The sequence below is a fragment of the Dickeya sp. ws52 genome, assembly GCF_007210685.1.
Taxonomy (GTDB): domain Bacteria; phylum Pseudomonadota; class Gammaproteobacteria; order Enterobacterales; family Enterobacteriaceae; genus Dickeya; species Dickeya chrysanthemi.
This window is the reverse complement of the sequence record NZ_SZVX01000008.1, coordinates 22,577-36,478: the sequence shown is the minus strand read 5'-3', so window position 1 is coordinate 36,478 and position 13,902 is coordinate 22,577. Positions and strand designations below refer to the sequence as shown.

At 59.3% G+C, this 13,902-nt stretch carries 15 protein-coding genes; 10 read left to right on the top strand and 5 right to left on the bottom strand.

Going from position 1 to position 13,902, the window contains the following annotated elements; translation table 11 throughout:
* Positions 1-326: 326 nt before the first annotated feature.
* A complete protein-coding gene (locus FDP13_RS09315) occupies positions 327-950 on the top strand; it encodes an HD domain-containing protein (protein WP_033575834.1) in 624 nt (207 codons plus the stop codon).
* A gap of 18 nt (positions 951-968) precedes the next feature.
* Here FDP13_RS09315 and FDP13_RS09310 read toward each other — a convergent pair whose 3' ends face one another.
* Positions 969-1,211 carry a hypothetical protein gene (locus tag FDP13_RS09310; protein WP_143839367.1) on the bottom strand — a complete coding sequence of 81 codons (243 nt, stop codon included), beginning with the start codon at positions 1,209-1,211 and terminating at the stop codon, positions 969-971.
* A 244-nt stretch (positions 1,212-1,455) separates the two neighbouring features.
* On the opposite strand from FDP13_RS09310, the gene FDP13_RS09305 reads away from it, so the two are divergent.
* From FDP13_RS09305 to ahpF, 5 genes are all read left to right on the top strand, one after another.
* Positions 1,456-2,271: an ABC transporter ATP-binding protein gene (locus FDP13_RS09305; protein WP_143839287.1), complete on the top strand. Its 816-nt coding sequence runs from the start codon at positions 1,456-1,458 to the stop codon at positions 2,269-2,271.
* A gap of 47 nt (positions 2,272-2,318) precedes the next feature.
* Positions 2,319-3,260, top strand: a complete 942-nt coding sequence (locus FDP13_RS09300) for an ABC transporter substrate-binding protein (protein ID WP_143839366.1) — start codon at positions 2,319-2,321, stop codon at positions 3,258-3,260.
* On the top strand, positions 3,260-4,258 hold the full coding sequence (locus FDP13_RS09295; protein WP_143839286.1) for an iron ABC transporter permease: 999 nt from the start codon (positions 3,260-3,262) through the stop codon (positions 4,256-4,258). The genes FDP13_RS09300 and FDP13_RS09295 overlap by 1 nt, the downstream gene beginning before the upstream one ends.
* 104 nt (positions 4,259-4,362) lie before the next feature.
* A complete protein-coding gene (gene ahpC / locus FDP13_RS09290) occupies positions 4,363-4,926 on the top strand; it encodes an alkyl hydroperoxide reductase subunit C (protein ID WP_015847899.1) in 564 nt (187 codons plus the stop codon).
* 73 nt (positions 4,927-4,999) lie between these two features.
* Positions 5,000-6,562: an alkyl hydroperoxide reductase subunit F gene (gene ahpF, locus FDP13_RS09285; protein ID WP_143839285.1), complete on the top strand. Its 1,563-nt coding sequence runs from the start codon at positions 5,000-5,002 to the stop codon at positions 6,560-6,562.
* 193 nt (positions 6,563-6,755) lie between these two features.
* Here the strand turns inward: ahpF and FDP13_RS09280 are convergent, their stop codons facing one another.
* Positions 6,756-7,580, bottom strand: a complete 825-nt coding sequence (locus FDP13_RS09280; protein ID WP_027713201.1) for a DUF1868 domain-containing protein — start codon at positions 7,578-7,580, stop codon at positions 6,756-6,758.
* Positions 7,581-7,806: 226 nt separating this feature from the next.
* On the opposite strand from FDP13_RS09280, the gene FDP13_RS09275 reads away from it, so the two are divergent.
* Positions 7,807-8,469, top strand: a complete 663-nt coding sequence (locus FDP13_RS09275) for a DapH/DapD/GlmU-related protein (RefSeq protein WP_033575830.1) — start codon at positions 7,807-7,809, stop codon at positions 8,467-8,469.
* A gap of 12 nt (positions 8,470-8,481) precedes the next feature.
* On the opposite strand, the gene uraH is transcribed toward FDP13_RS09275, so the two are convergent.
* From uraH to FDP13_RS09260, 3 genes are all read right to left on the bottom strand, one after another.
* Complete coding sequence (gene uraH, locus FDP13_RS09270; protein ID WP_143839284.1) at positions 8,482-8,814, bottom strand: hydroxyisourate hydrolase; 333 nt, start codon at positions 8,812-8,814, stop codon at positions 8,482-8,484.
* Entirely contained in the window at positions 8,811-9,311 is a 501-nt protein-coding gene (gene uraD, locus FDP13_RS09265) for a 2-oxo-4-hydroxy-4-carboxy-5-ureidoimidazoline decarboxylase (RefSeq protein ID WP_015847894.1), read from the bottom strand. The genes uraH and uraD overlap by 4 nt, the downstream gene beginning before the upstream one ends.
* 230 nt (positions 9,312-9,541) lie before the next feature.
* Complete coding sequence (locus FDP13_RS09260; protein WP_143839283.1) at positions 9,542-10,480, bottom strand: LysR family transcriptional regulator; 939 nt, start codon at positions 10,478-10,480, stop codon at positions 9,542-9,544.
* A gap of 153 nt (positions 10,481-10,633) precedes the next feature.
* Here FDP13_RS09260 and FDP13_RS09255 point away from each other — a divergent pair, with 153 nt between their 5' ends.
* The 3 genes from FDP13_RS09255 to hpxO all read left to right on the top strand — a co-directional run bounded on the left by FDP13_RS09255 (position 10,634) and on the right by hpxO (position 13,881).
* A complete protein-coding gene (locus FDP13_RS09255) occupies positions 10,634-11,668 on the top strand; it encodes an aromatic ring-hydroxylating dioxygenase subunit alpha (RefSeq protein WP_027713196.1) in 1,035 nt (344 codons plus the stop codon).
* A 14-nt stretch (positions 11,669-11,682) separates the two neighbouring features.
* Positions 11,683-12,651 (top strand): PDR/VanB family oxidoreductase, encoded by a 969-nt coding sequence (locus tag FDP13_RS09250; RefSeq protein ID WP_143839282.1) that lies wholly within the window; start codon positions 11,683-11,685, stop codon positions 12,649-12,651.
* 75 nt (positions 12,652-12,726) lie between these two features.
* The gene (gene hpxO / locus FDP13_RS09245) at positions 12,727-13,881 is read left to right on the top strand and encodes an FAD-dependent urate hydroxylase HpxO (RefSeq protein WP_143839281.1); all 1,155 of its coding nucleotides are present in this window, start codon (positions 12,727-12,729) and stop codon (positions 13,879-13,881) included.
* Positions 13,882-13,902 lie beyond the last annotated feature (21 nt).

The window sequence follows — 13,902 nt, the reverse complement described above, 5'->3', positions numbered from 1 at the left end:
GACGAGGGTAACAACGCTATATCGGCGCGGTTTTTAACGGCAACTGTTCTGAAACTCGAATTATCTGAAGGATCGGTTATTCTTCAATAAAAGGCAGCAAGTAGTCTGGCGACGCTTTTCAACATCGTTTATAGCCGTGTCTTTTTATGGCTATGTCTTGTTATGACTATGTCGTATTTATAACTGTGTCGCGTTTATAACTGCGCCCGGTTTATAGCTATCCCCAAATAGGGTGAGGGCGGGCTGGGTTTTATGATGGGGCCGGTTTGATAATGATGTTGCAACGATATCGCGCCAGACATTGACTCCTTTTAAGGAGCGGAAAAATGACGTTGACTGAACGAGCCCGGGTATTTGCTACCGAGGCGCATACCGCCTGCGAGCAGAAGCGGAAATATACCGGCGAGCCCTATATTGTCCACCCGGCGGCGGTGGTCACTTTGCTGATGCAAATAGAGCCGTCGCAGGAGATGATTGCTGCCGCCTGGTTGCACGATACGGTGGAAGATACCCCCGTAACGCTGGAACAGGTGTCAGCAATGTTTGGCGCGCAGGTGGCTCGCTATGTGGAAATGCTGACTGATGTCCATACCCGGCAACATGGCGGCGAGCGTATTCATCGTAAGAATGCCAATTTGCTGCACAGTGCGGTTGCCTGCCCGGAGGCGCAGAGCATCAAGCTGTGCGATCTGATTGATAACAGTCGCAATGTCCTGGAACAAGACCCGGCGTTTGCCCGGCCGTATATGGTGGAAATGCGTCGTTTGCTGGCGGTGCTGACGCAAGGAGACCCGCGGCTGTACGCCGCTGCGACCCGTCAGTGCGACCACACCATCTTGTGCATCCACCGTGAGATGGGCGACGACAGCTGGTATCAGCAGCTATGGCAGCAGTATGACGCTCACCTGCCGCTGAGCACGGTGCTGGAGCGAACGCAGGAATGGGTGTGAGCCTGTGCCCACGGCGTTTTAACGCCCGAGACTTCTCAACTGGGTGCAAAACGGGCAGTTGCAACCACTGACCGAGGCGGCATCACAGCTCCCCAACAGCCCCGCTTGCTGACCGGTAGCGATATGGCCGTTGCTGAAGGCCGTTTCCACCTGCGCCAGTTTCATGGCGTCATTCGGGTTGACAGGCGCCAGTTTGGCCTGAAACGCCGAGGCGTTGGCCGCCGCAAACGAGAGAAAAACCAGCGACATCCTGAGTTTCATGACCGACCGCCTTGTCACGCAACGCGTGTTGAAAAGGAAATATTGCCGCCTGTTATAACATAACCTTTTCAGCCCTACATCCCCGGTTGTTGTTGGAACATCGTACAGTTTGTAAGCGTTCATGACGGCTATGATACCGCGGGCATTTGCGACAGGTTTGACAACACTTACGGGTTTCTTTATTTTTCCCTCCCCTGATTGTTATGTTATAACATAACATATTTGATTCGGGAGGCGTTATTCTATGTGGCAGACCATGCCGCCGTTATTGCGGGTAGAGCATCTGAACGTGACGCACGCCGCCGGCCAATCGGTACTGAGCGATATTCACTTTTCGGTCGGCGAGCGTGAGTGTCTGGCGATTGTCGGCCCTAACGGCAGCGGTAAATCCACGCTGTTGCGTGCGCTGCTGCATGACCCGCCGCCTGCAAGCGGCGGTGTCTGGTTGGGGGATAAACCGCTGGCGCAGCTGTCTCGCCGGCAACGTGCGCGGCGTATGGCGCTGATGAGCCAGCATGATGCTCCCAACCTGACGCTCACGGTAGAAGAGTATGTGTCGCTCGGCTGCCTGCCGCATGTGGATGTTCTGTCGGCGGCGGCGGCGCAGGACACGGTGGCGCAAGTACTGGAGGAGACCGGCTTGTGGCCGTTGCGGCTGCGCAAGCTGGCGGCGTTGTCGGGGGGAGAGCGTCAGCGGGCGTTTCTGGCGCGTGCGCTGGCACAGCGCCCGGAAGTCCTGCTGCTGGACGAACCGACCAATCATCTGGACCCGCTCGGGCGAGCGGCATTGCTGGCGCTGGTGAAGCAACGCGGTATTGCCGTGGTGGCGGTACTGCACGATTTATCGCTGGTGGAGCCGTTTGCCGACCGGGTACTGGTGTTGTGCCGCGGCCGTCAGGTGAGCTGGGACGTTCCCGCACGGGCGCTGGCCAGTGAGTGCATCTACCCGGTATTTGGTGTGCACAGCTTCACCGTGCCGCATCCCCAGAGCGGGCGGCCGTTGCGCCTGTTTGACGTACCTGCCGGTACGAGTGGATTCATAACCAGAGGAACGCTATGAAAAGAGCGAGTATTAGCCCATTGCCGTTCGGGCGAGTTGTCTGCCTGATGGGGTTTTTGTTGGGATTCGGCGTCAGTGTGGCGCAGGCGTCGGGGTTTCCGGTGACGGTACAGAGTTGCGGCAAGCCGCTGACCTTCACCCAGGCGCCGCAGCGCGCCATCATCAACGATCTCAATATGTCGGAAATGGCGTTTGCGCTGCATCTGCAACCGCAGGTCGTCGGTCTGACCGGCATCAGCGGTTGGTACAAGATGACGCCGGAATTTCGCCGGCAAATGGGCGCGATCCCGGAGCTGTCGCCGAAATACCCGTCGCTGGAAACCCTGCTGGGCGCCAACCCGGATTTTTTCTTCGCCGGCTGGAATTACGGCATGAAGGTGGGCGGCGAGGTGACGCCGGATACGCTGGCAAAATACGGCATCAAGACGCTGGTGCTGAGCGAAAGTTGTATTTTCGAAGACCCGCATCGCCCGCGCGCCGGCATGGTGCTGCTGTATGACGATGTGCTGACGCTGGGGAAAATTTTCGGCCGTGCCGAACAGGCTCAGGCGCTGGTCGAACAGTGGCAGGCTCGGCTGGCGGCGTTGCCGAAACCGCCGTCAGGCCAGGCTCCGCTTAAGGTGTTTGTGTATGACTCCGGTGAAGACAAGCCTTTTACCAGCGGTCTGTATGCGATGCCGACCGCGATTATCGACGCGGCGGGCGGGCGTAATGTGATGGATGGTATGACGGCGAGTTGGGCCGCTACATCCTGGGAAACGGTTGCGGCGGCGGAGCCGGATCTGATCATTTTGCTGGATTATCAGAACGGCGGCGGTGCCGCAGCGTTACAGCATGTTCTGGAGTCACATCCGCTGATGAAACACACCCCGGCGGTGGAGCGTCAACGCTACCTGAAGCTGCAATACGCGGAACTGACGCCGGGGCCGGCCAATATCGCGGCGATTGAAAAACTCGCGCGTACGCTTTACCCGGCTGGCGGCCAATAATGCGCGAAGGCCGTCATTACGCGGCAGTTTGCCTGCTGGCTGTGCTGGCGCTACTGGCGACGATGCTGTTCAGCACGGCGGTGGGCGCCATTCGGATTCCATTCTTGCAGGTGCTGGCGTCGCTGATGCCGGAGCACGGCGGTGTACCGGATAATGTGCGTCGCATCGTGCTGGAACTGCGTTTGCCACGCACCCTGTTGGCGGCTATCACCGGTGCCGGGCTGGCGATAGTCGGTGCCTTGCTGCAAACCACCACCCGCAACGATCTGGCGGACCCCTTCCTGTTCGGTTTATCTTCCGGCGCTTCGGCCGGGGCCGTGTTGGTGATGACCCGCTTTGGCGAAGGGTTCGGCGCTTTCACGCTGCCGGTTGCGGCGTTTGGCGGCGGCATCTGTTCGGCGTTGGCGGTGATGCTGTTGTTCTTCCTGCGCCAGGGGCGGCAGGCGGAACATCTGGTGATTTGCGGGCTGGCGATTTCCTTCCTGTTCGGGGCGTTGACCAGCTATCTGGTGTTTTCCGGTGATCAACGCGCCGCCAGTGCGGTGCTGTTTTGGTCACTGGGCGGGCTGGGGCTGGCGCGTTGGGATAATTTGCCGGTGGCGTTGTGCAGCCTGCTGCTATTAATCGGGGTTGTGCAGGCGCGCTGGCGGTCGCTGGACGGCCTGTTGGCCGGCGAACAGACGGCGGCGTCGCTGGGGGTGGATGTCAACCGGCTACGCCTTGAGGTGTTTCTGTGCTGCGCGCTGGCGACGGCGCTGCTGGTGTCGCTGACCGGCGTGATCGGGTTTGTCGGGCTAATGGTGCCGCATTTATGCCGTCCATTAACCGGGGCGCGCCATCGGCGGTTGATCCTGCTGTGCGGCTTGCTGGGGGCGGTGTTGCTGGGTATCGGCGATACCTTCAGCCGCGTGTTGTTGCCGTCGCAGGAACTGCCGGTGGGGGTGGTCACCGCCGGGTTAGGCGGCGTTTTTGTCATGGTGCTGATGGCAAAACGTTAGGTATTGCTTATTGATTTGATAAAGACAACGCATTAGCGACAAGCGTCACATTTCTGTACCTTACATTTCAAGCCAAACACATTGAGACACTTGAGGAAACAGAGATGTCCGTTATCAACACTAAAGTTAAACCGTTTAAAAATCAGGCTTTTAAAGATGGTCAGTTCATCGAAGTCACCGAGCAGAACATCGAAGGCAAATGGAGCGTGTTCTTCTTCTATCCGGCTGACTTTACGTTTGTCTGCCCGACTGAATTGGGTGATGTAGCGGATTATTACGACGAATTCCAGAAAATCGGCGTCGACATTTACTCTGTATCCACCGATACCCACTTTACTCACAAAGCCTGGCACAGCAGCTCCGACACCATCGCCAAGATCAAATACGCGATGATCGGCGACCCGACCGGCGCGCTGACCCGTAACTTCGAAAACATGCGTGAAGATCAGGGCCTGGCTGACCGCGGTACTTTCATCGTTGACCCGCAGGGCATCATTCAGGCGGTGGAAATTACGGCTGAAGGCATCGGTCGTGACGCATCCGACCTGCTGCGCAAGGTGAAAGCCGCTCAGTACGTCGCTTCTCACCCAGGTGAAGTGTGCCCGGCCAAATGGAAAGAAGGTGATGCCACGCTGGCGCCGTCTCTGGACCTGGTCGGCAAAATCTAATCCCGACTCTCCCTCTGATGTTTTTATCGGGTGCGTTGCACCCGATTTTTTACGCCAACGCCAAGGATAATCTATGCTCGACAATAATATGCAGCTCCAGTTGAAAGCCTATCTGGAAAAATTAACCAAACCTGTTGAGTTAGTGGCGACGCTGGACGACTCAGCTAAGTCCGCGGAAGTTCGTGCATTATTGACCGAGATAGCCGGTCTGTCCGACAAAGTCAGTTTCTTTGAAAATAACGAGCTGCCGGTACGTAAGCCGTCGTTTCTGGTGACCAATCCCGGTGCCGCCAATGGGCCGCGTTTTGCCGGTGCGCCGATGGGGCATGAATTTACCTCGCTGGTGCTGGCATTGCTGCAAACAGGTGGTCATCCGTCGAAAGAAGCGAAAGAATTACTCGATCAAATCCGCGATCTGGACGGTAAATTCCACTTCGAAACCTATTATTCGCTGACCTGCCACAACTGCCCGGATGTGGTGCAGGCGCTGAATTTAATGTCCATCCTGAACCCGAATGTGACTCACACCGCGATTGACGGCGGCGTGTTTCAGGATGAGATCAAAGACCGCAATATCATGGGCGTTCCCACGGTATTCCTGAACGGCGAGCATTTCAGTCAGGGCCGTATGAGCCTGGCGGAAATCGTCGGCAAGGTAGACACCGGCGCGACTGCCCGCGTGGTCGACAAACTCAACAGCCGCCCGGTGTATGACGTGCTGATCGTCGGCAGCGGCCCGGCAGGGGCGGCGGCTGCCGTGTATTCGGCCCGTAAAGGCATCCGCACCGGCCTGATGGGCGAGCGCTTCGGCGGCCAGATCCTGGATACCGTCGATATCGAAAACTATATTTCTGTGCCGAAGACCGAAGGCGCCAAACTGGCGACCGCGCTGAAAACCCATGTGGACGACTACGATGTCGATGTTATCGATTTGCAGAGCGCGCAAAAACTGATCCCGGCCTCTGAACCGGGCCAGCCGCACCAGATCGAAACCGCCTCCGGCGCCGTGCTGAAGTCCCGTAGCATTATCATTGCCACCGGTGCGCGCTGGCGCAACATGAACGTGCCGGGCGAAGATCAGTACCGCACCCGCGGCGTCACCTATTGCCCGCATTGCGACGGCCCGCTGTTTAAAGGCAAACACGTGGCGGTGATCGGCGGCGGCAACTCCGGCGTGGAAGCGGCCATCGACCTGGCGGGCGTGGTCAAACACGTCACCCTGCTGGAGTTCGCATCGGAGCTGAAAGCGGATTCCGTGTTGCAAGACAAGCTGCGCAGCCTGCCGAATGTGGACGTGATCGTCAATGCGCAAACCACCGAAGTGCTGGGCGACGGCCAGAAAGTCACTGGCTTGCAATATAAAGATCGCACTACCGACAGCATTCACAAGCTGGCGCTGGAAGGGATTTTCGTGCAGATCGGCCTGCTGCCGAATACCGGTTGGTTGGAAGGCGCGGTTGAGCGTAACCGCATCGGCGAAATCGAGATCGATGCCCGTTGCGAAACCAGCGTGAAAGGCGTGTTTGCCGCCGGCGACTGCACCACCGTGCCTTACAAACAGATTATCATCGCCACGGGCGAGGGCGCGAAAGCCTCCCTGAGCGCGTTTGACTATTTAATCAGAACGCAGGCGTAACAAGCCTCCGGCCTGAACCCTATTCCATCCTGTGGCCTGACCGGCCATTTTGGGGCAGTTACCCTCATATACCAACCTGACCCGCCCCTTCAGTATCTCTGAAGGGGTTTTTTTTATGCGCGATACGACGATGACGCGATAAGGCGATATGACGATAAGGCGATAAATTGTTGCACTACGGCGCTTATGCCCGTCAGGCGGTTAACGGCACGGTGGCGACCGGTTGGCCGATGTTGAATTGCGTGTCGAAGGCGAACATGTCGTTGAACACGCAGAACTCCGGCACACCCAGTTCCAATACCGGCACCTGTTGTTGCAGGTAACGCAGGCACGCCTGCTGGGTTTTCAGATACGCTTGCGATTCTTCTTCCGTCATCCAGCGCGTCAGATACCCCAGCGTAACGTGAAAGCCATAGGTGTCGTGGTCCGGCGCGCGAATAGCCAGCCGCTCGGATAACCGATCACGCAGTGTGCGCAATTTACGTTCCTCGTTGTCATCTACCGGCGTCAGGCGAATTGTGGCGCCGGAATCCCGCTGCGCATTGAACTCGGTGATGCGCATTTTAAACGGTAGCGAGGCTTGCAGAGAGAATTCCGTCAGCTTACGTGCCAGATAGTCGGTACAGATCTGTAACGGCGCATCGGTGGGCAGGCCGGCAGGCCAGAACGGCAATCGGCGTTTGGATTCGGTCACGCCTTCAAATACCGTCATGTGGTAGCTGGAGGGTGGGGTGAACGTCAGGCAATGACTGAAGTCCTGCTGTTTGAGCGTATCACGAACGGTCATCAACGCATTCGATGCGGCGGACCCCAGCGGGATGTGGGAAATAATGGTGTTGCCGGGGAAACGACGCACGCTGCCGTCGGGATTGAATTTGCCGCCGATATCGCGCGGCGTCGGCACCAGAGAACCGGATGGACGCATGGTGTTGAACGTGTCGTCGGCGCGGGCAAATAACGACATGCCGTAAGCCAGTAGCGGCAGTTGTAGGACGAGGCGGCGGCGTAACGGGTTCATCATTCCTCCCAGAACGTAGATGGACGAAAAACGTATGCATTGGCCTAGGGTAGGCGCACTTTGATGACGGGTAAATTTCATTCCCCCGTGGAGTTGTAAGCGGATCTTAATCGCACGGGCCTGACATATGGCTGTCATCGGTCGGTGACAGAGTGGATTTTGGGCTTCGTCATGCGTGTTGACGCCAACGTCTTCATCGATTTCACCACAGCAGGAAAAACCGATTATGTCTCCTCAACCGCCATCGCCGGTACTCAGCCCGGAACCCCGTCTTGCCAGCGATGTAAAAGCTCACCATATCGAACTGGGACGCTGGACGGAAGTGGCCGAACGTACTGTGCTCAACCACGTTTTGCTGGGTGACTACAGCTACATCATGAATGACTGCGACCTGATGTTCACCCGCATTGGTAAATTTACCTCGATCGCTTCGCATGTGCGCATCAATCCCAGCAATCACCCGTGGTGGCGACCGACGCTGCACCATTTTACCTACCGTCCCGGCAAATACCGGCTGAGCGACAACCCGGCGGCGGTGGACGAAGACATTTTCAACTGGCGGCAGCAGGATGAAGTGGTAATCGGCCATGACGTCTGGATCGGTCATGGGGCGATTGTGCTGCCGGGCGTGACCATCGGCAACGGTGCTATCGTCGGGGCGGGGAGTATCGTGACCAAATCGGTGCCGGCCTGGACGGTGGTGGTCGGCAATCCGGCGCGGGTGCTGCGCCCGCGCTTTGACGATCCGGCGGTAGCGGAAAGGCTGGAGCAGTTGTGCTGGTGGGATTGGCCAGACGAAAAAATCCGCCAGCATTTGCACCTGTTCCAGCAGGAGGTGACCGAATTTGTCGATTATTTCTACCGCGACAATTTATACCGCGACAATTAACTAACGCGACAATTAACTGCCGCGATAGGTTGACCACGACCAGGGCGAAATCAGAAACGGCAGGTGGTAGTGCCCGGCGTCGCCCAGTCGCACGTCGATTTGTGCGCTGACGTATAACGCGTCGCGCTGGCCGGCGGCAAACCAGCGGCCGATGTCCGCAGTCAGCCGGTAGTGACCGGCGGGCAGCGGGTCGGGCGTGAAGGCGGTAATGCGGCCGTCATCGTCGGTTTGCCGTTGCACCACCTGCTGCCAGGCGTCCTGGACGCATCGTTCCAGTACAACATCGACGCCGACGGCCGGCCGGCCCAGCGCGGTATCCAGAATATGGGTGCTGAGCGTACTCATTCGCCAACCGTTCCTTCCAGCCTGAGCAGGGTGATTTGGCGCAACTGTTCCAGCGCCTCCGCTGTTTCCTGCTGGTCATTGTTTTGCAGACGGCGGTGCAAAATTTGCAGGATTTCCTCGCCGCTGCGCCCTTTGGCGCGAATTAAAAACACCCGGCCAAAGCGGGATTCATAACGGGCGTTGCCCGTGCGCAACGCGGCGGCCAGCGAGCTGTTGCCGGTCTGCACCACCGCCTGTTCCTGACGGGAAAAGCCGGCCTCCGGCGTGGTTCCCGGCGCGTGTTCGCCAATGCGCGGATGGGTACGCAGCGCCTGAGCCAGCTCTTCTTCCTGCCAGCCTTGCGTGGCTTGTAACCCGGCCGCCAGCAGCGCGGCGCGGTTGCCATACGGCCGACCGGCAGTGACCTGTTTTGCCCAGCCGGGCAGCGTTACGCACGGCGTCAGCAACGTCACCGCTTCGCTGACGTTAAGTAGGTTAAACTGTTCCAGCGTGATCATTGTCTCTCCTTGTTCGGTTGTATTGACGCAAGACGGCGTGAAGTCCCTGTTGTCACGCCGGTTTTACAGGATAGGATGTTGTCTGCGCTCTGAATTTTGCAACTATCGTGCCAGTCATAATCTGACCGGTGGGTCAGAAAACGCTGTGGTGTGAGGCGTACAGCTGATACATGCTGGCGCAGCGGGTTGCACTTTTTTGGTGCGATTTTTTGGGTGCGGCTGGCGCACGCTTACCCCAATGATGCCGGACGACGACTTGCGGTATCCGCTTCCAGTTGTTCAATCACCTGGGTGAAGTGAGTAATCACTAATTGAGCGGCCCGCGACAACTGGCGACTGGGCGCGACGCACAGTGCCAGCGTCAACGGCCGCACCGCCTGATGGGCGAACGGCACGAACGCCAGCGACCCCTCGTTAACCTCAGTATAGACATCCAGCAAGCTCAGTACGCCGACCCCCGCGCCCTGATGCACCAGCGATTTCATCACCCGCAGGTCGTTGCATACCATGGTTTGCGCTGGGTTCAGGTTGTGGCGGTGGTACAACGCTTCGGCTCGCTCGTGCACCATGAGCGGTGCGGCAGGCAATAGCTGACGATCCGCCGTCAACTGGCTAATAGTGAGCGCTTGCTCGCTTGCCAGCTTATGTTGCGGAGGCATCACCGCGCCGATGGGGATTTCAGTAAACGCACGCACTTCGATACCCCGTCCTTCCAGCGGCTCGAGCAGCAGGCCGATATCCACCTCAGCCTGCGCCACCAGATCGTTGATGGTGTGGCTTTCGTGGGTGCGAATATCAAAGGTCAGGTAAGGGTATTGACGGCCGATCGACGCCAGCGCCTGAATCATCGGCCCGTCGCTCAGCGCGGCGATCATCGCCACCGATACGTGGCCGCGCCGTAGTCCTTGCAGGTCATCAAACCGCTGGCGAGTGAGCGCGTACTCCTTTTTCCAGCGGCGTAAATCGCTATACAGCAGTTCGCCGGCGGTGGTCAGCCGCAGTCCGGCGGGTAACCGCTCGAACAGCAGCGTTTCCATCTCCGCTTCCGCCATCAGGATCTGCCGGTTGATGGCGGAACTGGAGACATGCAGCGTCTCGGCGGCCTTGCGCAGGCTGCCGCTACGGGCAACCGCCATGAAGTAGTGGGAAAAACGGGAAAAAGGGTCCATGCCTGTCACCGAATGAATGTTGCCGCCTGTACGAATTTTTGCAGCGAAGATGTTAAAAATCTATTATGGACTGCAACACTTACTGTTATCCACAATAACCTCACCTGATGATTTTTCCGATAGCCGGCCGCCGCCGGCCTGAAAGGTGATGCGATGAAATCCACACTGACTCCCCCTGCACACTGCTCTTTTGACGTCGATGACTGGAGCCGTCTGGCGCGCTGCTGGCACCCGGTCGCTCTGGCGAGCGAGGTCGGCCCGGCGCCGATATCGGTCACATTGTTGGATGAACAACTGGTGGTGTACCGCATCGATGACGAGATCGTGGTGGCGCGCGATATCTGTCCGCACCGCGGCGTGCCGCTGAGCATGGGGTCGCACGACGGCGAGGGCGTCGTCTGCCCCTATCACGGCCTGCGTTTCGGTGCCGGCGGCCGTTGCAACCGGGTGCCGGCCAGCCCCCATCAGCCGGTTCCGGCCAAATTGCACCTGAATACGTTTGCTGCGTGCCAGCAGTACGGGCTGGTGTGGGTCTGCCTTGATCCGCCGGACGGCATTGCACCGGCGCTGCCGTTTATGCCGCACTGGGACGAGGCCGGATTTCAGCAGATTGTCTGCCCGTCGTTTGATATCGCCGGGTTCGCCGGTCGCCAGATTGAAGGTTTTCTGGATGTGGCGCATTTCGCCTGGGTACATACCGATACCTTCGCCGATCCGGACAATCAGCAGGTGCCGGACTATCAACCGGTGGAAACGCCGTACGGCTTTTACGTTGATTACCTCAGTTCGGTGTCGAATTTCGCCCGAGGCTCCGGGCGTCAGGCACCGGAGGGATTTGTCTGGCAGCGTCATTTCGAGATGTTCCTGCCGTTTACCGCGACGCTCACCATCCATTTTCCCGAGGAGGGACGGCTGGTGATCATGAACGCCGCTTCGCCGGTATCGGCGCGTAAAACACGGCTGTTTGTGCCGATCGCCCGTAATTTTGATCGGCATATTCCGGTGGAGGAGGTCCATGCGTTCAACCTGCGGGTGTTCGAGGAGGACCGGGTCATGGTGGAAAGCCAGCGGCCTGAACGTCTGCCGTTGGACCTGACGTTAGAGGCGCATATTCCGGCGGATCGCAGTTCGATTGCCTACCGCCGCGGCCTGAAAAAGTTAGGGTACGGCGAATTCTTTCTGGCGTGACGGGAGCGTGAATCATGAACACCCTGAATGTGGTTGTCGATGCCTTGTCCCGTCAGGGCGAGGGTAACCTGGCATTACGGCTGACGGCGGCGGATGAACAGCCATTACCTGCCTTTGAGGCCGGCGCACACGTCGATTTACACTTGCCGAATGGGTTAACGCGGCCCTATTCGCTGGCGGGCGATCCGTCGGATCGCAGCCACTATCTGCTGTGCGTGCGGCATGACGCGGCATCCCGCGGCGGCTCTCGTTATGTGCATACCGCGTTGCGGGTCGGTCAGCGGCTGATGATTTCTGCGCCGCGCAATGCTTTTGCGCTGCAACCGGCTTGCGGATACCTGCTGCTGGCGGGCGGTATCGGCATCACACCGTTGCTGGCGATGGCGCACGCGCTGGATCAGGCCGGGTTACCGTTCGAACTGCATTATTTCGTCCGCCACAGGCGCGAGCTGGCGTTCCGCGAGCAACTGAGCCGGGGTTTTCGCCATGGCCGTTGCCGGATCGGGTGCGCCGACGAAGGCGGCAGCCCGCGGAATCAATTGCCGGACAGCCTGCGCGACGGCGCGGAGGGCCGCCGTTTGTACCTGTGCGGGCCGGCCGGGTTTATGGCGCATGTGACGCGCAGCGCGTTGGCACATCACTGGCCGGCGTCTGCGATCCATACCGAGGCATTCGGCGCGCCGGTGCCCGCCTCTCGCGGCGATACCGACCAGCAGGCGTTCACCGTCGAACTGGCGTCCAGCGGCCGTGTGTTTACCGTGCCGCCGGAGAAAACCATCGCCGGCGTGTTGCAGGAACATGAGGTGGCGGTGCCGCTGTCTTGCGAGATGGGCATGTGCGGCGCCTGCCTGACGCCGGTATGCGCAGGAACGCCGGATCACCGTGACAGCGTGCAGTCGGAAGCGGAGAAAAACGCGCCGCACCAGCAGATTGCGCTCTGCTGCTCACGCAGCCGTTCGGCGCATCTGGTGATTGGGTTGTAGCGGATGTCACCACACAGGGTTACCTACACAGGGCTGGTTACCTACACAGGGTTACCTACACAAGGAGCGGCACAGATGAAAGCGCTGGTGATTGGCGCCGGTATCGGCGGGTTATGCGCGGCGGCGGCGTTGAAACAGGCCGGAATGGATTGCGAGCTGTTTGAAGCGGTCGCCGAAGTTAAACCGGTGGGCGCGGCGATTTCGGTGTGGCCGAACGGCGTGAAGTGTATGCGCGCGCTGGGCATGGGCGACATTCTGGACAGCGGCGGCGGCCCGATGCAGTTTATGGCCTATCAGGATGGACGGCTGGGCGACACGTTGACCCGGTTTAGCCTGCAACCGCTGGTGGAGCAGGTGGGGGAGCGGCCCTGTCCGGTGGCGCGAGCCGAATTGCAGGGGCAGATGTTGGATCACTGGGGGCGCGATCGGGTGCGGTTCGGCAAGCGCGTCAGCAAGGTGGAGGCGCAGGCCGACGGAATTGTGGCTCATTTCACCGATGGCAGCATCGCACAGGGCGCGTTGCTGATCGCCGCCGATGGCACACATTCGGCGGTGCGGCCGTATGTGCTCGGTTATACGCCCGCGCGGCGCTACGCCGGTTACGTCAACTGGAACGGGCTGGTGACGATAGATGACGCCATCGCGCCCGCCAACCAATGGACGACTTTCGTCGGTGAAGGTAAGCGGGTGTCGTTGATGCCGGTGTCGGAGGGGCGTTTCTATTTCTTTTTCGATGTGCCGCTGCCGGCCGGGCTGGCGGAAGATCGCTTTAGCGCTCGAAGGGATCTGCAACGTTATTTTGACGGCTGGTGCCCGGCGGTACAGCGGTTGATCGCACACCTTGACCCGCACAACATCAACCGGATTGAGATTCACGATATGGATCCGGTTGATCAACTGGTGCGGGGGCGGGTGGCGCTGCTGGGCGACGCCGGTCACAGCACGACGCCGGATATCGGCCAGGGCGGCTGCGCGGCGATGGAGGATGCGGTGGTATTGGGGCAGGCGTTGGCGGCGCATCGCTCGGTCGAAACGGCGTTGCAGCATTATCAGGCGCAGCGTGTAGAGCGGGTACGCGATCTGGTGCTGAAAGCGCGTAAACGCTGCGATCTGACCCACGGCAAGGTATGGGAGCAGACGCAGGCGTGGTATCGGGAACTGCGGCAGGAAACCGGCGAGCGCATCATCGCCGGATTGCGCGATACCGTACTGGGCGGCCCGCTGGCGTAGGGGGAACGACGGCGCTTTTGG